This is a genomic window from Methanobrevibacter sp., from assembly GCF_045114555.1.
In the GTDB taxonomy this organism is placed as follows: Archaea; Methanobacteriota; Methanobacteria; order Methanobacteriales; family Methanobacteriaceae; genus Methanobrevibacter.
In genome coordinates this window covers 17455-37725 of sequence record NZ_JBGUKT010000025.1, presented here as the reverse complement: position 1 = coordinate 37725, position 20271 = coordinate 17455, and the positions used below count along the sequence as shown (strand labels likewise).

21 protein-coding genes and 1 tRNA gene are annotated in these 20271 nt (G+C 32.6%); 5 read left to right on the top strand and 17 right to left on the bottom strand.

Annotation, left to right across the window (positions count from 1 at the left end):
* The first annotated feature begins 612 nt into the window (after window positions 1-612).
* From ACJMLB_RS06560 to ACJMLB_RS06550, 3 genes are all read left to right on the top strand, one after another.
* Window positions 613-1701, top strand: a complete 1089-nt coding sequence (locus tag ACJMLB_RS06560; RefSeq protein WP_405324661.1) for an archaeosine biosynthesis radical SAM protein RaSEA — start codon at window positions 613-615, stop codon at window positions 1699-1701.
* Window positions 1702-1837: 136 nt separating this feature from the next.
* On the top strand, window positions 1838-2329 hold the full coding sequence (locus ACJMLB_RS06555; RefSeq protein WP_295608577.1) for a DUF308 domain-containing protein: 492 nt from the start codon (window positions 1838-1840) through the stop codon (window positions 2327-2329).
* Between the two features lie 142 nt (window positions 2330-2471).
* Window positions 2472-3770, top strand: a complete 1299-nt coding sequence (locus tag ACJMLB_RS06550) for an adenylyltransferase/cytidyltransferase family protein (RefSeq protein WP_405324658.1) — start codon at window positions 2472-2474, stop codon at window positions 3768-3770.
* Between the two features lie 35 nt (window positions 3771-3805).
* On the opposite strand, the gene ACJMLB_RS06545 is transcribed toward ACJMLB_RS06550, so the two are convergent.
* The 6 genes from ACJMLB_RS06545 to ACJMLB_RS06520 all read right to left on the bottom strand — a co-directional run bounded on the left by ACJMLB_RS06545 (window position 3806) and on the right by ACJMLB_RS06520 (window position 9154).
* The gene (locus ACJMLB_RS06545) at window positions 3806-4612 is read right to left on the bottom strand and encodes a DUF1932 domain-containing protein (RefSeq protein ID WP_405324656.1); all 807 of its coding nucleotides are present in this window, start codon (window positions 4610-4612) and stop codon (window positions 3806-3808) included.
* 77 nt (window positions 4613-4689) lie between these two features.
* Window positions 4690-5550, bottom strand: coding sequence for a damage-control phosphatase ARMT1 family protein (locus ACJMLB_RS06540; RefSeq protein ID WP_405324664.1), 861 nt, complete (start codon window positions 5548-5550; stop codon window positions 4690-4692).
* Between the two features lie 175 nt (window positions 5551-5725).
* Complete coding sequence (locus ACJMLB_RS06535) at window positions 5726-5926, bottom strand: MoaD/ThiS family protein (RefSeq protein ID WP_304163415.1); 201 nt, start codon at window positions 5924-5926, stop codon at window positions 5726-5728.
* Window positions 5927-6048: 122 nt separating this feature from the next.
* Window positions 6049-6969, bottom strand: a complete 921-nt coding sequence (locus ACJMLB_RS06530; RefSeq protein ID WP_405324654.1) for a TIGR00269 family protein — start codon at window positions 6967-6969, stop codon at window positions 6049-6051.
* A gap of 106 nt (window positions 6970-7075) precedes the next feature.
* The gene (locus tag ACJMLB_RS06525) at window positions 7076-8236 is read right to left on the bottom strand and encodes a VWA domain-containing protein (protein ID WP_405288262.1); all 1161 of its coding nucleotides are present in this window, start codon (window positions 8234-8236) and stop codon (window positions 7076-7078) included.
* A gap of 45 nt (window positions 8237-8281) precedes the next feature.
* Window positions 8282-9154, bottom strand: a complete 873-nt coding sequence (locus tag ACJMLB_RS06520) for a MoxR family ATPase (protein ID WP_295608564.1) — start codon at window positions 9152-9154, stop codon at window positions 8282-8284.
* A gap of 374 nt (window positions 9155-9528) precedes the next feature.
* Between ACJMLB_RS06520 and ACJMLB_RS06515 the strand changes: the two genes are divergently transcribed.
* Window positions 9529-10689: an MFS transporter gene (locus ACJMLB_RS06515; protein ID WP_405324651.1), complete on the top strand. Its 1161-nt coding sequence runs from the start codon at window positions 9529-9531 to the stop codon at window positions 10687-10689.
* Between the two features lie 132 nt (window positions 10690-10821).
* Here ACJMLB_RS06515 and ACJMLB_RS06510 read toward each other — a convergent pair whose 3' ends face one another.
* The 9 genes from ACJMLB_RS06510 to porC all read right to left on the bottom strand — a co-directional run bounded on the left by ACJMLB_RS06510 (window position 10822) and on the right by porC (window position 18074).
* Entirely contained in the window at window positions 10822-11340 is a 519-nt protein-coding gene (locus ACJMLB_RS06510; RefSeq protein ID WP_405288270.1) for a DUF308 domain-containing protein, read from the bottom strand.
* A gap of 173 nt (window positions 11341-11513) precedes the next feature.
* Window positions 11514-13112, bottom strand: a complete 1599-nt coding sequence (locus ACJMLB_RS06505; RefSeq protein ID WP_405324648.1) for a dihydropteroate synthase-like protein — start codon at window positions 13110-13112, stop codon at window positions 11514-11516.
* A gap of 60 nt (window positions 13113-13172) precedes the next feature.
* A complete protein-coding gene (locus tag ACJMLB_RS06500) occupies window positions 13173-14012 on the bottom strand; it encodes a fumarate hydratase (protein WP_405324646.1) in 840 nt (279 codons plus the stop codon).
* A 246-nt stretch (window positions 14013-14258) separates the two neighbouring features.
* Complete coding sequence (locus ACJMLB_RS06495; protein ID WP_295608552.1) at window positions 14259-14687, bottom strand: 4Fe-4S dicluster domain-containing protein; 429 nt, start codon at window positions 14685-14687, stop codon at window positions 14259-14261.
* Between the two features lie 10 nt (window positions 14688-14697).
* Window positions 14698-15198: a 4Fe-4S dicluster domain-containing protein gene (locus ACJMLB_RS06490; RefSeq protein ID WP_295608550.1), complete on the bottom strand. Its 501-nt coding sequence runs from the start codon at window positions 15196-15198 to the stop codon at window positions 14698-14700.
* 12 nt (window positions 15199-15210) lie between these two features.
* Window positions 15211-16077, bottom strand: coding sequence for a pyruvate synthase subunit PorB (gene porB, locus ACJMLB_RS06485; protein WP_405324643.1), 867 nt, complete (start codon window positions 16075-16077; stop codon window positions 15211-15213).
* Window position 16078: 1 nt separating this feature from the next.
* Window positions 16079-17227, bottom strand: coding sequence for a pyruvate synthase subunit PorA (gene porA, locus ACJMLB_RS06480; RefSeq protein ID WP_405324641.1), 1149 nt, complete (start codon window positions 17225-17227; stop codon window positions 16079-16081).
* Window positions 17228-17268: 41 nt separating this feature from the next.
* Window positions 17269-17511, bottom strand: a complete 243-nt coding sequence (gene porD, locus ACJMLB_RS06475) for a pyruvate synthase subunit PorD (RefSeq protein WP_292789376.1) — start codon at window positions 17509-17511, stop codon at window positions 17269-17271.
* A gap of 41 nt (window positions 17512-17552) precedes the next feature.
* Complete coding sequence (gene porC, locus ACJMLB_RS06470) at window positions 17553-18074, bottom strand: pyruvate synthase subunit PorC (RefSeq protein WP_295608543.1); 522 nt, start codon at window positions 18072-18074, stop codon at window positions 17553-17555.
* 426 nt (window positions 18075-18500) lie between these two features.
* Between porC and ACJMLB_RS06465 the strand changes: the two genes are divergently transcribed.
* Entirely contained in the window at window positions 18501-18818 is a 318-nt protein-coding gene (locus ACJMLB_RS06465; RefSeq protein ID WP_295608541.1) for a transcription factor S, read from the top strand.
* A 113-nt stretch (window positions 18819-18931) separates the two neighbouring features.
* Here ACJMLB_RS06465 and ACJMLB_RS06460 read toward each other — a convergent pair whose 3' ends face one another.
* Complete coding sequence (locus ACJMLB_RS06460) at window positions 18932-19852, bottom strand: hypothetical protein (protein ID WP_405324638.1); 921 nt, start codon at window positions 19850-19852, stop codon at window positions 18932-18934.
* Between the two features lie 338 nt (window positions 19853-20190).
* Window positions 20191-20263: transfer RNA gene (locus tag ACJMLB_RS06455), tRNA-Thr, on the bottom strand.
* Window positions 20264-20271: the final 8 nt, after the last annotated feature.

Here is a 20271-nt window from a genome sequence, read left to right as displayed (position 1 = left end):
TCTTCTGCTATTTTTACTAATCTTACGAGTTCATCTAACGGGATTTGAGGTACGAATTCTATACCAAATTTCATATTTATCACCAATCTTTAATATGTTATCTAGCTTATAAAGTATTTGTTATTTAAAAAATATAGAAAGATTTAAATATTAAATAGACTTTGTTTATTTTTTTAATAAAAATATGAACAATTATAAAAAATTAATAACTTTTTATATACAAAATTGAATTATATAAAGAAAATATTAAAAATAATATATAGAAAAATTTGTTATTTAAAAATCGATAAAACTTAATAGAATATTCAAAATAGATTAAATTTGTTATAAATTAATAAAACAAACAATTATCTATTAAATAATGGAGATTAAAAAACAAATATTTAATTTTAATAGAATAGAACATTTAATATCAATCAAACAATTATCTAAATATATGTTAAAAATATATGCTAAAAATAAAAAATAAAATTCGGATTATGATGAATAAGTAATTTAAATAAATTATAAATAATAAATATGATATATTATAATAAGAAATTAATTAATGAAAATGGAATAAAAAATTGATTAATTAAAATAAAATTATATTTATCAAAAATAGGTTAAACAATGGAAATTAGAGAATTAACAAAAGAAATAAGAGATAAATCAATTGAATATGCTAAGCCAAAAGAACTGGATAGTCTTTCGACAAGCTGGTATCAAGAGGATCTTTTATATTCTGGAAAAGGGAAAACCATATTTTTAATCTTGCCAACCCCTGGCTGTTCATGGGCACTTGGTCCTAGTGGAGGATGCACCATGTGCAGTTATATCTCAGACTGTTATCTTAAGCCAATTGAAAATTCCAAAATCATTGAACTCTTCGAAAAGGAGTTGAACAAATGGGATTATAAGGAAGATTATGAAAATGGAGATAAAATAGCTATAAAGCTCTTTGCATCAGGAAGTTTCTTAAATCCGGAAGAAGTACCTAAAGAAGCGAGAGACTATGTTCTAAAAAAGCTTGCAAATATGGAAGAAATCAGCGAAATCGTTGTAGAATCCAGACCAGAATATGTTAAGGAAGAGGTTTTAGATGAAATCTTTGATATAATAGGAGATAAGTTATTTGAAATCAGCATAGGTTTGGAAACTTCAAATGAAGAAACCAGATTAAATAAGATCAATAAGGGATTCAACAATAAGACCTTTGAAAAGGCAATAACTCTTATCAAGGAATACAAAACCAAGCATGACATTAAATCTAAAGCGTACATATTTGTAAAACCTATATTGCTCTCTGAACAGGAAGCTATCGATGAGGCAATTGAAACTGCAAGCTACTGTGAAAACTTAGGAGTTGATAGGGTTTCATGTTGCCCAGCAACAATTCACAGAGGAACATTGATTGAAAGGCTTTGGAGAAGGGGATCATACAATCCTCCTTGGATTTGGTCAACTATTGAAGTAATCAACACCATAAGGCAAAATGTGAATATTCCTGCATTGATGGACACCTCAGGATTCGGTTCAAGAAGAGGCCCTTACAACTGTAAGAAATGCAATAAGGAATTGAAACACAGAATTATAGATTCCAACTTTGACCAAAGTCAAATCGAATATGATTGCGAGTGTAAGAAAGAATGGATTGCAGAGGTAAAATTCTCTGATTTGAACAAATCCAAAACCCCAATAAAACATTTGCCATTGTATTAGACAATATATATTTATAAATAATAAAAATAATAAATTATTAAACAACTATGCATAATATTTATTATATTAATTCTTATCATGCATTAAGATTATAAAAATAAGAAAAATATTTAAAAATGAATAAGGAGGTAAGAACTTGCATAAACAAACTACAATAAGCATTATTGCAATTATTTTAGGAATTCTTATCATTGCATTCCCAATGCTTGGAGTAATTGCAGCATCAGATATCCTTGGATTATCTGTTTTATTACTTGCAATCTTCTTATTAGCAAATGGTGTTAGTGAAGTAGAATACAACACAACCAGAGGATTGATAAATACAATCTTAGGAATATTAATGTTAATAATAAGTTTAGGTTTAATATTCAACCCAAGCATATTTGCATTTTTAACTGCTTTGACAATTTACTTAGCAGGAATATTCTTAATCATAATAGGTTTAATAATCATTGTCGGAAACAGAGACAACAAATACGGATTTTGGATGGGAATATTAGGAATCGTTTTAGGTGTAATATACATTATCCTTGGAACATATATTAACAATCCACTCATTCTCGGTTCATTAATAGGAATCTGGTTATTAGTAACTGGAATATTGAACTTATTAGATAATGGTTATTAAATGTAGAATAAATAATACTTTTTATTATTTATTCACCCTACTATTTTTTAAAAAACAAAATAATACAATAAGTATAGAATAAATAAAATTTTTAAAACAATAAATTCTATTTTTAAATAACGATAACTTTAGGAAACATACTATGATAGCAATTAGTGCAGACTTTGACCCAGTCCACAAAGGACATGAACAATTGATTAGAAAAGCTCGTGAAATAGCTGATGAGAAGGGCATTGAAGTGGCTATTTATATGAATAAGGGCTACAGTGCTAATCATGCCCCTTTTTTCACACCATTTGAAGCAAGAAAGGAAATGGCTCTTGCATTAGGTGCGGATAAGGTAATTGGAGTTGAAGGACTGCACCATAGACTGATCTTATCCTACAGTGTACCTATTAGGCTTGCAAAAATGCATGAAGATGGAGTGACAGACTACATTACAGCAGCAGATATAAGCTTAGATGAAGTGAAAAAGTACGCTGAAAGATTCATCCAAGAAGGCAGTTTCCTTGGAATGCCTCAAGATTTCCCTAACAGAAACGTAATCAGATGGTATGCAATAAATGAATTCCTATCTAAAAGATTTGATAGAAAGATTGATTTTCATCTCATCCCAGAACTAACACAGCCTAAAAAGGTTTCTGGAAGATTCATTAGAAAGGAAATCCTAAAAAATGATTTGATTATAAGTGAAGATATAAAAAAATTGCTTCCTGAAACAACAATTGAAATTTTAGAAAGGGAAATTGAAAATGGTACAATCCCTGGAAAAAGAAACATGAAAGTGTTGAAGCATAAGATGAACACTTATTCCAGATCAAACTTGACAAATATCGCTTATTTGAACGGTAAGGTAATCAATAAAATTGTTGAGGGAAGATTCTATAAGGATGATGAGGAATCAATTTGGGCAAGTTTTAGAAGAGCAGATTATGGCCCTGTAATGACTCGTCTTGCTGCTTCCTGCATTGAAGAGGAAGTTACAAAAGATGAAGTTCTTAAACTAATGAGGCATTATGAAGAAAAGGAAGTTATCCCAGAAGAGCAGAATGTTGATAAGATCATTGAAAGGGCTTGGTATGTTGCTGAAGAAGTGGATAAGGGAGTGTCTGCAAATGAAGCAAATGAAAAGTTCAGAACAAGAAAAGACTTGAAAGTAAATCCTTTAATGACTCTTGAATCAGGCTTGAACCTTACTAAATTCGAAGCAAAAAAAGTTCACGAAGGACTTGAAGCAAAGATTTTTGTCGACAAGGATAATCAAATATCCTGCGAAATAAAGGAAAAGAAGATTAAGATAAAAACAAATTTAAAACTTCCTTCAAAAGAAGTAACTTATTTAAGATACATTTTAGACTCCAGATACATTCCAGTAAGTGGAGAACTTATTAAAAACAAAAGAAATGATTGGAGAGTAAAAATTACCATCCATGATTATTAAAATGATTGAAATAGAAAAATAAGTAAAAAAATCAATCATTTTCTATTTTTTAGCTTTTCAAATTTTTCTCGAGTAGCTAAAGCCATAATCTTGGACTTTCTCTTTTTGTCAACATCATCTAAAAATTCCAAGACTTCATTCAATTCCTCATATTTTCGCTTAGCTTTTTTATTTGATGAGGAAATACGTGATTTTGCAGAAGTCTCAAAATCCCTATTCTCAGTCAATGCCAATATTTCCCATAAGTCTTCGCTAAGCCCTAATTTTTCTGCAGTTTCAAAAGTTTCTACAAGAAGTGCTGAAACCCCTTTTGTATATGAGCTCCTAAGGATTTTCAATTTGGAAACATCCCCTATTTCATCACTGACTACCTTAATATTAACCTTTATATCACTAGGAGATTCATTATTGCTAATGAAATCCTTCATGCTTTTTACAAATCCTTTAGCTTTTCTGCCTGAGAAATAAAGATGCAATTCCTCTGAACTTACCCTACCCATAATAGCAGAGTCAATGAAATGCTCACTGGTCAGATAATTTTCAATTTGCTTTGCAGTATTTGGGGATATGTTATTAAAGTCAAGGAATATTCCATCTGTCAATGAGCCATACTTCAATGCAACTGCCAATGCACTTTGAGGGCTGTTTGCTGAAATTAAAATGTCAGATTGATGAGCAACCTCTTCAAAGCTATCCAAAACAGTTAAATTAAGTGATTTAACTAATTCCTTTGTCTTTTTTGATCTTCCTTCAGTTGATGTTAAAACATCAAAGCCGTAAGATAATAGTATTCTTGATAAAGTGTAAGACACTTCACCAAACCCTATAAAACCAAATTTCATAATTAACCCCCATTTATTAATTATTTCCAAAACTACTTACAAAACCATCTTACATTAAATAACCAAATAAATAAAAATTATAAAGTTGTTAAAATATGGGAACCTTCAGCAAGCCCTAATTCCTTAGAGATAGAGGAACATTTTGTGCAAAGCAATACAAAAATATCTTGTCCTTCAAGGTTCATTTCTGTCAATCCTTCAAAATTTCCCATTCCTTTAGAGATTACAAATGGAGAGTTCAAAAGGATTTCCTTAAACTCATCTGAAATCATGGATTCCACAACACCTACAGAATCTGATCCAGTAGTGATTAAAGTTGCCACTTCATCAAGACCTGCTTCCAATGCCTCTTTCATGCAGGCATCGTTTAGGATAGGCTTTTCCTTGACTGCCACAGTAATGTCAACATCATATTCCTTTATTTTTTCAAGAAGAAACTTGTCAAAGACAATTTCACCAGTGTTATCAACTAAATAAAGAACATTATCATACTTTTTTAAAGCCTCTTCAAACTCATCTATCTTGTTTATGACCAATTCCTTCTTTAATCCTTCAGATATCATTGATTCGAATTCTGTATCCAAACCAAATGTGCCGAAATCAAGAATATTCCCTACAATAGCTACTTTAACATAGGTTTCCAAACTATTGTCTTCCTTTAGAATTTCCCTAACTTTAGGCACTAAGGACAATGCAATTTCATTCCCTTCCTTCTTTTGATTATAATAAGGGTCATAACATCCAGTTTCCTTTTTAATGTATTGATGAATCCTTGTTCCAGTAGCATTTGAAGACAATTCCTTTGAGAAGTTTTCTCCAAGATAGGATAAGACATCCTGAATCAATCTGAACTTTAATTCCTCATCATCAGTAGATAAGTCAATAGCTTCTTTTGCTTGTCTTAAAAAGCATGCTCCACATTCGTAATAAACTTTAATATTATCACCTGAAAATAAAAAATAAATAATTCTAATATTCTAATTATATATTTATAAATTAAAATTATTAAAATTATTGAAAAAAAGTAAAAAAATAGACTAAGAAATTAATGATAAAAATGAAAAAATATGATAAAAATATAAAAAAAGATCTAATTTTGATTAGGAGGAGGAATTATCCCCCATAAATAATTTGGATAAACTCTATCTCATCACCATCTTCGATTGTTTCCTCTTCTATAACAATCTCACCATTCTTTTTGCTTACCATGGTTTCTGAAGACAAATCCAAATCATCCAATAAATCCTTAATGGTTAAATCACCATCAATTTCTCTCTCTTCAACTTTATCCTTGATCTTTAATGTAAAACTCATAAAATCACCTTATAAATTTTTTATCCCTTCACTTTTAATTTGTTAATCATCATATATAAAATATAACAATTGTTAAAAATATATGGGCTTATAAAAAATTTAAAGAAATGAAGTGGAAAAACCTATTTTCCCAATTCCTCTAAAAATGTGCAAGCTCTGCATAATCTATTTGAAGATGGCTCTCCACAGCGTTCGCATCTGTCAAATTCATAATCATGCTCTAACTCTCTTCTGATTGCAGGCCTAATCTTATCAAATCCTCTAAGGGTGGAATACTTTATTGTTGGATGTTCCTTAACCAATTCATTTAAGATATTGGAAATTTCCATTCTGAATGATTCCTGAGCATATGGACAACCTGCAAGATGAATGTCCAAACCTTTTGCAAGTGCATAAAGACCAATTTCCTTTTCAGGAATTTCTCTAAGTGGCTTGATTTTAACAGTGAACAATTCACTGTTGGATTCTGTCTTAGGACCTATCTTTGCCAAGTTTTCTGTATTTCCTTCAAGATAATTCATCAGAATAGCTTGAGTTTCATCATCCAAGTTGTGACCTGTAGCAATCTTGGTTGCTCCAAATTCTCTTGCAGCCCTATTGATAATCCATCTCCTGAATACGCCGCAATAGGTGCAGGACCCTCTATGGTTTTCATTTTTCATTATCTCATCCAAGTCAATCCCGAAACTTTCCTTAAATGAAACAACCTTATGTGGAATGCCAAGTCTTTCAGCATGTGCCTTTGCAATCTCTACTCCTTCCTCCCTGTAACCTGCAATTCCTTCATCAATGGTTACAGCACATAATTCTATAATATGCCTTTTGACATATGAATTGAGAATTTCAAGAGTCACTACACTATCCTTTCCTCCGGACAATGCGACTAAAACCTTATCTCCCTTTTCGATAAAGTTTTCCTTCTTGATTGTTTGCTTGACCTTCTTTTCAATGCTTTCAATAAAACAATCCTTACATAAGGCCTGTCCAGAAGCTTTTCTCTTTATAATCACATTCGGATTTCCACATTTAGTACAAGATTCCATATTAAAGTCATCCTTTTTTAAAATAATAAAATAATAAAATGTTTTAATTCTTTTTAATTATATAATTTCTAAAATATAAATTTTAACTAACTAATCGGTTTTTAAATTACATATCAGCAACAAATTCTGCCAATTGATTCAATGTGCTGACTTCGTAAACTTGAGCCCCTGCTCCCTTATACAATGATACGCAACTGTCAACTACATCCCATTTCTTCTTATCTTCAGGGTTTAATATAACTACCTTTTTAGCCATGCTTGACATTTGGGAAATAAGCTCTACACTTGCAGGTATTCCATTTACCTTAGGCCCTGCCCAATCCCTGCAATCCGACAATAAGATAATATAAGACTTATTGCTAATATCTGCCTGTTTCATGAACGATTCGAATGCAGTGAACATATTGGATGTTCCTCTAACCATCATATTTCTCATACGGAGCAATCTGATTTCCGCAAAAGCATTAACCATATACTTTTCTTTTAAAAATTCAGTTGTTTCTATAGTTTTATTGTCAAACTCAAACATTCTTGAGTCCTTGAATGTCTTTTGACATGCAAACATAAGCATGAAAAACCAACTGCTGATCCATTCACATGAACCACTCACATCATTGAGGAACAAATGCTGTTTTCTATGAGGTTTCTTCTTAACATGAACAAGATCAATCGGCACACCACCATATTTCATGTTTTGCCTCATTGTCCTTCTCATGTCAATCTTGTTGGAGCGAGCCAATCTCTTCCTTCTTGACTGCTTGTTAGCGATTTTTCTTCCAAGTTCTACACATAATTCAAATACTCTTTCATCGTATTTGTTAAGCTTTGACAAATCACTGTTTAGAATATCATTATCTCTTGCAAGGTCCTTGTCCCTGTCTTCAAGTATAGGTCTTCCTGCAAAGTATTCCATAGCCTGTTCTGCACCCATTTGGATTTGCTTTCCACCAGTTCCCTTTTGCTTGGTAATTTTCCATTCATGCTGTGAAAGCTTTCCTTTCATGGTATTTGGCCTATAGGACCTATTGAGTTCATCAGTTAAATTCCTTGTAGCTTTTTTAGCGAAGAATCCATCGAAAGACTCATTGAATTTAGGGATGTCATACTTGCTTTTGACATAAATGGACCTGAATGCATCCTTTAAGAGGCCTACATCATCCTCACCCAATAGAGCATATGCATCTATTGCAGACTGGGTAGACCTAATACTTACAGGCATTCCCTTTTTTCTCAAATCATTTGATAATCTTACGATTTTCTCTTCCATATTAAAACCTTAAATTTGCTTTAATCGAGTGCATGAAAAATAAAACTATTCATTCATATATTCGTTTCTAAAGATCTCTTTGATTACTTTAGCTTTGTCTGGCTCAGTCTTAATAGCTACACCAACACTGTTCTCAAGTGCAGCATCAACATCCTTATAATCCTTATCCAAGTGCATTACAGAACTTACCCAATCAATTGAAGCTCTTACAGATGGTTTCTTATTTAAGTTGAATGTTCTGATTCTATGAACCATATTAACAACCTTTTTAACTAAGCCATTGTCTGCAGTTGGCACTCTAGCTTTGACAATAGCCATTTCACGTTCAACTGAAGGATATGAAATGTATAAGAACAGACATCTGTCCTTTGTCTCTTCAAGCAAGTTTCTTTGTGCGTTTGAAGTGAGCATTACCATCAAATCGTTTTGAAGGTCAAAAGTGCCTAAATCGTTTACGGTAATCTGCTTTTCACCTAAAGCTTGAAGTAAGAAACTTTCCACTTCTTCATCTGCCTTATCGATTTCGTCAATGAGAAGAAGTGATGGCTTGTCATTCATAAAGGAGGTTAAAAGTGGTCTTCTGATAAAGAAATCATCTTCAAATATTGATTCTTCACCTTTTTGGCTACCTTTGAATGCTTCCAAATGGAGCAATTGCTTTTGATAGTTCCATTCTCCTACAATCTGTTCAAAGGTAATTCCTTCATAACATTGAATCCTGAAGAATTCCCTTCCTAAACATTCGGAAACAGCCTTTGCGAGCTCTGTCTTACCTACTCCAGGAGGACCTTCAATCAAGATCGGCTTGTTTAAAGATAAGGATAAGAATACTGAAGTGCTGATTTCATTGTTAGAGATATAACCAGTACTTTCTAACTTTTTTCCTATTTCTTCTATGGTTAATTCTTCATCTGTCATTTAAAAACCTTTTTTAGTTAATTAAAAAATTAATATGAATATAAAAAATTTCTCAAAAAATAATTTTTTATATTGAATATCATATACTATAATACATAGTAAATAAATATTTGTTTAATATATATAAATAATTTATTGTTTTATATAATTAAAACTAATAAACTAATTTACCAATGAACTTATTTAAATAAAATTCATTCTGTGATAAAATGAAAATAAGAAAGATAGCTGCATGGTTCTTTGTTTTAATCCTTCTATTTGGAGGAGTTTGCATTTGCACCATGTACATATAAACTTAAAAATATTAACTATATATAACATGTGTTATAAATAATATCATATTTAATCTGATTTTAAAAAAAGGAAAATAAAATATGAAAACCAATCCTAAAATACTCCTATACATTCTAATGATTTCAACACTTGGAATAAACACTCCATTAAGCATTGTTGGAATCATATCACAAATAGCAGAGTATTTCAATACATCAATAGCAATTTCAGGACTTTATGTAAGTTCATTTACATTTACAATAGCTATATGTGGATTGTTCATACCTGTTTTATTTTCAAGATTTGAGAGAAAAAGAACATTCATAAGCATTTTAACAGTATTTGCAATATCAAATATCGTGATCATATTCACAAAAAGCATTTACATAGCATCTTTTTTTAGAATATTGTCTGCTGTATTCTATCCGGCATTCATTTCAATAGCTCTTACCGTTTGTGAAGAGATTGCTCCAAAAGGCGAGGAGCAGGATTACATTACAAGGATACTTCTTGGAATATCAGTTGGAAGCATTATAGGATTGCCTATAACAACAGGATTTGGTACAATATTTGGTTATCAGGTTGCTATGACTTGGATCTTTGCAATAAATCTCTTGACTTTAATTCTAATTATCATATTCTTTCCAAGAATTGATGGTAAGGCAAAAAGCTATGAAATGCCATTCTCAAGCTTAAAATCTAAGGAATTCATTCTTGCAACAGTTGGAATAATAATGATGCCTATAGGTGCAAGCATTGTTTACAATTACCAACCATTATTCTTACAGGTAGTGAGCCATATCTATACCTATAAGTTAAGCTTATTCCTGTTTATCTATGGATTGTTTTCAATATTCGGAACTTGGCTTGGTGGAAAGTTAATAGCAAAAAGGGACAAGGCAACACTTATCATTTTCCAATTGGTGTGTGGCGGAGTCTTTGTGCTTCTTTATCTCTTTGCAAACTACTTGATTCCAGTCATTGTATTGATTTTAATATTTGGTGTGCTTGATGGAATGGGATACAATCTGATTCAATACATTGAAGCGTCCGTAATTCCAGATAGTCCTGAACTTGCAAATGGAATATTCTTAAGCATCTTAAATGGAGGAATCGCTTTAGGAATAGCTATAGGTGGATTTTTAGTTGATGGATTCGGAATAATGTCTATCTTTATCGCTGGAGCATTATTCCTGCTTATTGCATTCATCATGATGGTTTATGTAATCAAGATTATGAAAATCCCTCTAAAATACTCCTAAAAAAAATAAGTTTCTATAAAATAAGCAAATTTCTCTAAAAGAAATGAAAATAAGAATAAAAGTAGAAAATAAAAAAACGTTTAAAAAAAAAAAAAAAAAAAGTTATAGAGGAAAAAATTCCTCAAATTTAAATTAATTGCCTTCGTAACTATCAATCTTATCAAAAGCGCCGCCTACAGTAAAGAGGAGTACTCCTCTAACGATTAAAACAACACCTATTAAAACTACGATAAGTAATGGGTCGGTTATTGCAAAAACACCTAATAAGAATGCAATTATACCTAGAATCAATGTCAATACAGATCCCCATTTGGATAAGCCTTCACCATAAACAATACCTAAAATACCTACAATTATCAATATGATTGCAATTAAATAGAAGTTGTATGCTGTAAGGAAAGCTAATGGAGCTAAATCAACAAAGAACAAGAATCCTAATAGTATCAATAAAAATCCTAACAATACTTCAAGTACTGACCTACCAGTATCAACACTCCATAATGAAAATGCATTAAAGATCAATACTATACCAAGGGATATTAAACTTAAGCCTGCAAATATAGAAACTACACCTGCACTTACCAATGGATATGCTATAAATATAATACCTAATAAAATTAATAAAATTCCTAATAATTTTGTATTATTCATTAAATCACCAATTTAAATATTTATATGAAATGATATTTATATTTTTTTTAAAAAATACCTCTAAAATGCCCTTAAATTGAAAAATAACTATAAAGAATCAGTGAAAAATTTTTTACATGAAATTGTTAATAAATTTCATGAAAAAATGACAAAACCAATTAATTTAAGAAAAACTAATTTTGTTTGATGAACTCTTCAGGATCCTTAAATAAGTCAAAGTCTTGAACATACTCTTTTCCAGTAAGCATTGCAATCTCTGCCTTTTCCAATTCCTTACCAAGATAGGCTGCATGATCCAATCTGGTTACAAGACCTTTTTCAATGATCTCTTCATAGATTTCACTGGCTCTTTTTCCTTCAAAACTTATAGTTGGCTTTGTTTTCTTAAAGTGGGTTGCAACTATATATGAATCCTTAACGCTTATTGCATGTTCAACTCTTATTTTAAAGCTTCCTGCCTTATCCCTTATAAACTTGATAGGCGCATCCTGTTTTACTATAGGAACATTATCATCCTGCTTTAAGTCAAACCTTTTCTTCTTGTCCTTGAACACAAGAAGGTCAACACCTAAATCCTTAGGAATGGATTGTCTGTTTTTAGCCAAGAACATCATTTTAGATGCAATTGCCAATTCCCTTACACTTCCATGAGTCTTTCCACTTTCCTCTGGAGTGAAAAGTATGCTTGCACCAAGTTCCATTGCAATTCCTGCAAGAACTGCATTTGCACCTACAGAATCGGTATCCATAAGCTCAATTACATTTCCTATACCAAAGAACATTGGCTTCTTGTCAACTTCATGATAATCATGGAATGCAATGATTGAATCTACAATGCTTGCACTGTTAACAGGGTCTAAAATCAAGTCACAAACAACTTCAAGACCATCACAAGCTTCAACAAGCTTTTGCATAGATGCCACCCTATCTTCAGGGGTGTGAGGCACATAACCTTCACTGAAATTAGTTGGCAATAAAACTGCAGGAACATTCTTTTCCTTTAATAAAGGTAAGACTTCCTCATAATTACCATTGTCTAAACTTAAAACCATATCAATACCATGGTTTACAGCTGCTTCAATCTCCTTTGGATTCAATGTGTCAATACTTAATGGCCTATCACCTACGATTGGTCTTAATGTATCAATCAAATCAGGTATCTCATCAGACCTGTCTTCACCTGCAATCATACCAATGTCTATCATGTCAGAGCCAGAAGCAACAAAGAATTCTGCCTTTTTAATCAAGTCTTCCTTTGATAATATAGGAGCACTTGCAATCTCAGACAAGACTCTCATTGGGAAATCCTCACCAACAGGAAGGTTCCTAACAAGAATGTTGTTTTCCTTCTTGAGCAATTCATCTCTTTTTTCAATGTCATTTTCAAAGTCTTCAATGAATTTCAATGCTTGCTTCTTCTTTTCTTCTATAATGAGTTTGTCTGCAGGAGTGGATTGTGATAGCTCTAAATCGTCCACTAAATCCAATACCATAGCAAGGTCTGCAGCATCGGTAGATGCCTTGTAACAAGGAATTCCAAATTCCTCTGCAATGAGGAATGTATCTTTTCTTATTAAACCTGGAACTAGTATCAAATCAATATCATCTAATCTATCTTCAAAATGCTCATGGATTTCTTTGATTATTTGAGTGGGAGTCAAGAAAGCAGCAACTTGTGTCTCTGCTATATGCACCACTGTTTCTTTTTTTGATTTTTCAGCCATTTGACTTACCAATGGATAAGCCAAGTGCCCAGTTATAATAAGTATCATAAAATTCCCCATTTTTAAGAATTATTCAAAAATAAATATAAACAAATTTTTCTATAAAATTCAATTATCCTCTAAACGAGCTGTTGCATGCCTATCTGCCCAACATTGGATTACTACACCAACTGGAAGCCCTGCAGTGTGAGTGTCCATCTTCAAGATCTTTACATCAAGTGCAGTTGTTCTTCCTCCAAGACCCATTGGTCCTTTTCCATCCTTATTGATTCTTTCAAGACATTCAAGTTCCATTTCAGCAATTGTTGGGTCAGGATTACGCTCTCCAACCTTTCCAAGAAGTGCTTTTTTACCTAATTTCAATGCCATGTCAGAACTTCCACCGATTCCAACACCTACAACAATAGGAGGGCATGGCTTTCCACCTGCCTTAAGTGCAGTTTCAACAACAAAGTCCTTGACTCCTTCGATTCCTTCAGCAGGAAGTGCCATCTTAAGTGCATTGTTGTTTTCAGATCCAAATCCTTTTGGCATGATAGTGAATTCAACATAATCTTCATCAATTAATTCAATGTCTACAATAGGCACTTTGTCTCCCACATTGCCTGAGTTCTTTCTTGTAATTGGATCAACCACATTTGGTCTAAGTGGAACTTCTGAAGTCGCTTTTGCAACTCCTTTCTTGATTCCTTCATAAAGATTTTCAACATGAACTTTACCAAGCTTGACAAAAATTATAGGGAGACCTGTATCTTGGCACATTGGAATTGACTTTTCTTCTGCAAGTTCAATATTCTTTAAGATAGCTTCAATATTTAGCTTACCTAAGTCACTATCCTCACGTTTAAGAGCATCTTCAAGTGCACATTTGACATCGTCTCCAAGAACGATAGCAGCCTCTTTGTATAATTGATAAATGGTATCTTCAATTTGTTTTTCTGTTATCATAAAATCACATAAATTGAGTTAAAGAAAAATAATTAAATTTTAAATTATATATTAAAATTTTTTAAATAATATAATAAAATATTTAATTTATTTATTTAAATAATTTATTAAAAATTATAGAAAGAGAGATAATGAAAATTATAAAAATTGTAAAAATAGAAAAAATTTGAAAATAGTAAAAATAGTAAAAAATATTTTAAAATAAAATAAAAAAAGAGAATTTTTAAAGAAATTAATCTTTAAAAATTATTTGAGTAAAGTTTGAATTTTCTTAAATCCTTCGGATATTTTATCCTGTTTATCATGAATTATCTTTTCTGTATCATTTGTGAGTGCATGAGTTGGACAAGCTTCAACACATTGTTGAGTGTCATAGCCTTCACAGAGATCACATTTGGTAGCCTGACCTATCTCATTAATGGTGATGGCTCCAATGGGACATACACTGTGACATAATCCACAACCAATACATTTATCTTGCTTGATAGTGATTGCTCCACCTAAAGCTACAATAGCTCCTTTTGGACATACAGCAAGACAAGGTGCTTTTTCAGGACTGCAATGCATACAGAATAAAGGGACACCATCATGAACACGAATTGCATTGTTAGGACAATTACGTTCACAAAGTCCACAATCTACACAAAGTTCTGGGTTAACTTTTAATTCATCCATTTCAACACCTCTATTCTCCATCTAATGGTTTTCTAGCTCTTGTATCAGTTGTAATGACACTGAGAAGACCTTTCTTCTTAGCAGGTTTATCCAAGCCATAGATTTTTTCAATGTGTTCTCTTTGTTTCCTTTTGATGACATTTGCAATGTCATGAACTGCAATTGCTCTTTTGGAACAAGCTTTAACACATGCAGGACCTTCTTCTCTGTCTGCACAATGATTACATTTGTGAGCATTGCTGTATTGAATGCTGATTGCACCAAACGGACAAGCCATTGCACAGAAACCACAAGCAATACATTTAGTTACATCCACTCCTAAATTGCTCATTGCACCAGTAGGACAAATTATCTCACATGGAGCATCCTCACATTGCTGACAACGAATGGGGAAATAGGAACCGTCTAATTCATGAATAGTGATTCTAGGAACTCCATGGACTCCTTCACATGCTTTTTCGCAATCCTGGCATCCATCACATAATTCATTATCTACTATTAATTTCTCCAATAGAGACCCTCCTTAGATACCTAATTCTTCACATTGATTGTCAACGAATTCTTGGATTTCATTAATTTGTTCTTCTTTAAGATGTCTGAATCTTTTTTGAGCAGATAAGTATTCCACTACAGGTTTTCTTTCTTGAGGTCTGTAAGTTACTCTGAATTCACCGTTTTCAATTTCAAATAATCCCCATGCACCTGTTTCAACAGCAAGCCTACCTAATTGAATGGTCTGTTCAGGTTTGAATCCCCAACCGGTAGTACATGGTTGTTGTAAGTGAATGTAAGCAGGACCTTTGGTTTCAGCTGCTTTTTTAACCTTTTTCATAAAGTCTTCAGGATATGAAATTGATGCTGTAGCAACATATGGAATTCCATGAGCTGCCATAATGAAAGCCATGTTTTTCTTAGGCTTGTCTTCACCAAAGCTTAAATTACCTGCTGGTGAAGTAGTTGTTGATGCACCGTAAGGGGTAGCTCCACTTCTTTGAATACCAGTGTTCATGTAAGCTTCGTTATCGTAACAGATATAGGTTATGTCATGACCTCTTTCCATTGCACCGGATAATGATTGGATACCGATATCAGCAGTACCACCGTCACCACCGAAAGCAACAATGTTAACATCTTCTTTACCTTGAGCTTTCAATGCTCTTTCTACACCAGAAGCCACTGCACCTGCGTTTTCAAAAGCAACGTGAATCCATGGGACTTCCCATGCTGTTTCAGGATAAGGGGATGTCATAACATCCAAACAACCAGTTGCACAGGCAACCACAGTGTTTCTGCCTAATGCCTTAAGAGCAAGCCTTACAGCAATAGCTGCCCCACAACCAGCACAGCCTCTGTGACCTGGTGCCAATAATTCTTCTTCAGGAAATTCCATATTATTCATCCTCCTTTAAGCCTAACCAAGTAACTTCTTTTACTGGATTTTTAGTTAATTCTACAGCTTCTTCAATGTATTCAGGAACTACGTCTCTTCCACCTAATCCTAAAATGAAACCGTAGGTTTCCTTGTGACATTTGGTTTTTATGTCTGCGAAAAGCGCTCCGCCAATACCAAATGAGAAGTTTTTATCAAGTACAGCCAATTTATCTGCATTTTTGGTAATTTCATCAATTTCCTCGAATGGGAATGGTCTGTATGATCTGATTTTCAATAGACCTACTTTTTCGCCTTTTTCTCTTAACTGGTCAACCACATATCTTACTGTACTTGCCATTGAACCCATACAGACTAAGATGATTTCTGCATCTTCACATAAGTAGCTTTCAGTCAATCCATATTCTCTTCCGAACTTTTCACCGAATTCTGCACCTACTTCCTTGATTACTTCCATTGACTTGTCCATAGCAACTTGCATGTCATGTCTTGCTTCTGTATAATATTCAGGGTCTGCAAAGTTACCTAAGGACATTGGTCTTTCAGGGTCAAGGTAAGCGAATTTAGGTACATATGGTTCAAGGAAGGTATCAACTTCAGCTTGTTCCAATAAGTCTACAGGTTCAACTGTGTGAGTTAAAATAAATCCGTCTAAACATACCATTACAGGTAACATAACTTCTTCATGCTCTGCAATTCTATATGCTTGAAGAATAGTGTCGAATCCTTCTTGAGCATTTTCCACATAAAGTTGAATCCATCCTGCATCTCTTTGTGCGATGGAATCTTGTTGATCGTTCCAAATGTTTAATGGAGCAGAAATTGCCCTGTTTGCATCTGCCATTACTATTGGAGCTCTCATACCTGCAGCTGCGAATAATATCTCATGCATTAACATTAAACCTTGAGATGAAGTAGCAGTAAATACTCTTACTCCTGCTTCGGAAGCTCCTAAAGTAGCACTAATTGCACTGTGTTCAGATTCTACTCTAATATACTCCGCATCCAAATCACCATCTGCAACGAATTGTGCGAGGTATTCAGATATGGTAGTTTGAGGAGTAATAGGGTAAACAGGAACAACTTGTGGTTTTGCTAACTTTACAGCTTCTGCAACTGCTCTATTTGTTGTCATAATTTCTTTTGCCATAAAATTTTCTCCACTCTTATTTTTTCTCTTTAATAGCTTAGCTATTCTATTTCCATTTTAATAGCTTGAACTGGGCATTCTACTTTACAAATACCGCAACCTTTACAATAATCATAATCTATATCATGGTCTTTGTTTACGCATCCTTCTGGACAGAACATGATACAGTTATCACAATCTACACAAGCTTCTTTATCAAGGATTGGTTTAAAAGTTCTCCAACTCCCTGTTTTGTTTTTACGTGTACTTCCAGGTTCACTAATTGCACATCCAATAGAAACCATTTAATCACCTTTCATAAATTAATAATTTTAAATACAGCCACCTAAGCCATATCGTAAGCTTTTTGAGCTGCTACTGCGTTTTTCTCTCCAATTGGACCTGGGAAAGTTTCCTTAATTACTTCAATAAGTGATTCGATACTTACTTCACCGGTCTTCTTAGCAAAGTATCCTAAAATAATGGTGTTTACAATGTTTACACCTAAAATTTCAAGTGCAATGCCTGTTGCATCTACATCAAATACCTTGTGACTTGCTGATTCGACCTTTTCATGAGTATTTATAATAACTTCACCATCTTCCTTCAATCCAGAATAAACATCGACAACACTTAAAAGACCATCGTCAAGAACTATCACATGATCAGGATTGTAAACCTGATATCTTAAATTGATAGGTTCGCTATCGATTCTGGTAAATGCCATAACCGGAGCCCCTCTTCTTTCTACACCGAAGAATGGGAACGCTTGAGAGTATTTACCATCTTTAAATGCTGCCTTAGCTAAAATCTCTGCTGCAGTTACAGCACCTTGTCCTCCACGTCCGTGGAAGCGAATTTCAATCATTGATATTTCCTCCATTCTTTATATACGATAATTTAGTAAACATTGTATATACTATAACTTTTAATAAACATTGTATATAAATATGTTGATTTATCATGATAAATTATTACAAATTATTATGAATTTTCCAAAATTTTCCCAAAAATATTACTGGTGATGAAAAATAGCTGATTGAAATTTGAAATTATTGATAAAATTATTGAAAAAGTCATTGATAAAGTTATGATAAAGTTAATAATAATATAAAAATTTATATTATAAGAAAATGATAAAGAAAGTAGTACAATATTGAAGAAAAATTTTTTTGGAAATTTCATTAAATATCATGGAAAAATATTGGATTTTTTATGATGGATTTTATAAATACCATTATAAATAATGATAAATTATTCAAAAATATCATGATAAAAATCTTGGAGTGAAAAAATGAGATTCTGTCCTGATTGCGGTAAGATACTGATACCAAAAAACAATAAATTGGAATGTGATTGCGGATATGTGGAAGAGATATCCGATGAGGCCATCAAGGAAGAGTATCAGTTTGAAGGTGAGCGAAAGAAAGAAATGGGAGTCATTGTAACCGACAACAACAATGTTGCCCTTCCCACTAAAGAGATTACCTGCTATAAGTGTGGTGGAACCAAGGGATACTGGTGGACAGTCCAAACAAGATCTGCCGATGAAGCTCCAACCTATTTCATTAGATGTGCAAAATGTGGAAACACATGGAGAAGATCCAATTAAATTAATAGATTTTTAAATTAATAAAAATTAATAAAATAATAAGATTAAAAAAAGTATACGGGAAAAACATGGATTTTCCCTTTCATTTAAATTAAAAAAATTGTAATTCTTGTTTATTCAGATTCATCAAGAATATATAAATCCTGATAATCATCATCTTCAGCATCATATTCTGTTTTTACTCTTTTTAAGATTCTTTTTTTAATAGGATTATTAGGATTCTCAGGATTATTTACCAAAATGACTTCCTCTTCATACATTGGAAGAAGTTCCTTATTCATATTAGAATCATGATTTGAATTTTCAGCCCTATGATTTGGCTTAGGATTAGGTCTAGGAACAGGCCTATGATTGGAATTATGATTGAAATCCCCATCATTTCTTCCAAATGAAGTGTCTATTTTTCTTGCATGAGGCTTTCTTGGCCTATGCTTATTGATGAATTCATTTGACTTGAAATATTCATTATCAGAACCTATTAGGATATTGATTATCACAAGTGCCAATAAAACAATTACAACCAATGCAAACAATGAGTCAAATGGAGCAAATACCGCATAGAATATTTTGGAAGTGATGCTTGAAATGTCCATCAATCCTCTTAAAAGCAACAATACCCCTACAATCAAAACAACAGTACCGTTACGTTTGTCAATATTGTTTGAATCGAAATATGGATAAGCTCCTAAAATGATTAAACCGATTCCCATCAATCTGAATAAGTTATTTGCTACAGCAGACTCCAGGAAATCAAATATCATGTCAAATCTGTAATGCAATGCTGACAAGAAGAAAATCAATTCAATGATTCCTATTACAACCAATGGGAATATGTAAACAATCTCATTAGCTAATTTAGGTTTTCTCAAAGCCCCCTCCTCAATCTTCTCTTCAGAGTATCCTGAAAGCAATTGATAAAGGAATGAACTCAATACAGATCCAATGATTGTACCGGAAACTCCTAAAACTGAAGTAAATAATGCTACAGTTCCAGAAATGAATGCCGCCATCATAACGTTAAAATGCTTAACCAAAAGTATCACCCATATTTTTAATTTCTAAGTTTCATAATTTAATAAAAATCATAATAACTGCAAATAAAATTTACATTTCATCATATTTAAAATTGATTGATTATGAATTCAAACTATCATGACTTAATAAATTCACAACAATAAATTCCAACGATGAATTCACAGCAAATGAAAATAAGAAAAAATAATCTTGTGATTATAAAAAACTTACAATTAGTATTTAAGGTATGATACCTTAGAGTATGATACCTTAAATAGACTAATTTAAAAAAAAACAACTTTCGTTGAAAAAAAAATAAAAAAACTAATTAATCCTTTTTGAATTAATTAGAAAAAAGAGCCTTAGGGGGGATTCGAACCCCCGACTTCTACCTTACCAAGGTAGCGCTCTACCGGCTGAGCCACTAAGGCAGTAAAAA

Excerpts from the sequence above, each read along its gene's own strand:
- ACJMLB_RS06560 (WP_405324661.1), top strand. The coding sequence starts at position 613 with ATGGAAATTAGAGAATTAACAAAAGAAATAAGAGATAAATCAATTGAA.
- ACJMLB_RS06550 (WP_405324658.1), top strand. The coding sequence starts at position 2,472 with ATGATAGCAATTAGTGCAGACTTTGACCCAGTCCACAAAGGACATGAA.
- ACJMLB_RS06545 (WP_405324656.1), bottom strand. The coding sequence starts at position 4,612 with ATGAAATTTGGTTTTATAGGGTTTGGTGAAGTGTCTTACACTTTATCA.
- ACJMLB_RS06535 (WP_304163415.1), bottom strand. The coding sequence starts at position 5,926 with ATGAGTTTTACATTAAAGATCAAGGATAAAGTTGAAGAGAGAGAAATT.
- ACJMLB_RS06530 (WP_405324654.1), bottom strand. The coding sequence starts at position 6,969 with ATGGAATCTTGTACTAAATGTGGAAATCCGAATGTGATTATAAAGAGA.
- ACJMLB_RS06525 (WP_405288262.1), bottom strand. The coding sequence starts at position 8,236 with ATGGAAGAGAAAATCGTAAGATTATCAAATGATTTGAGAAAAAAGGGA.
- ACJMLB_RS06520 (WP_295608564.1), bottom strand. The coding sequence starts at position 9,154 with ATGACAGATGAAGAATTAACCATAGAAGAAATAGGAAAAAAGTTAGAA.
- ACJMLB_RS06515 (WP_405324651.1), top strand. The coding sequence starts at position 9,529 with ATGAAAACCAATCCTAAAATACTCCTATACATTCTAATGATTTCAACA.
- ACJMLB_RS06510 (WP_405288270.1), bottom strand. The coding sequence starts at position 11,340 with ATGAATAATACAAAATTATTAGGAATTTTATTAATTTTATTAGGTATT.
- ACJMLB_RS06505 (WP_405324648.1), bottom strand. The coding sequence starts at position 13,112 with ATGATACTTATTATAACTGGGCACTTGGCTTATCCATTGGTAAGTCAA.
- ACJMLB_RS06500 (WP_405324646.1), bottom strand. The coding sequence starts at position 14,012 with ATGATAACAGAAAAACAAATTGAAGATACCATTTATCAATTATACAAA.
- ACJMLB_RS06495 (WP_295608552.1), bottom strand. The coding sequence starts at position 14,687 with ATGGATGAATTAAAAGTTAACCCAGAACTTTGTGTAGATTGTGGACTT.
- porB (WP_405324643.1), bottom strand. The coding sequence starts at position 16,077 with ATGGAATTTCCTGAAGAAGAATTATTGGCACCAGGTCACAGAGGCTGT.
- porA (WP_405324641.1), bottom strand. The coding sequence starts at position 17,227 with ATGGCAAAAGAAATTATGACAACAAATAGAGCAGTTGCAGAAGCTGTA.
- porD (WP_292789376.1), bottom strand. The coding sequence starts at position 17,511 with ATGGTTTCTATTGGATGTGCAATTAGTGAACCTGGAAGTACACGTAAA.
- porC (WP_295608543.1), bottom strand. The coding sequence starts at position 18,074 with ATGATTGAAATTCGCTTCCACGGACGTGGAGGACAAGGTGCTGTAACT.
- ACJMLB_RS06465 (WP_295608541.1), top strand. The coding sequence starts at position 18,501 with ATGAGATTCTGTCCTGATTGCGGTAAGATACTGATACCAAAAAACAAT.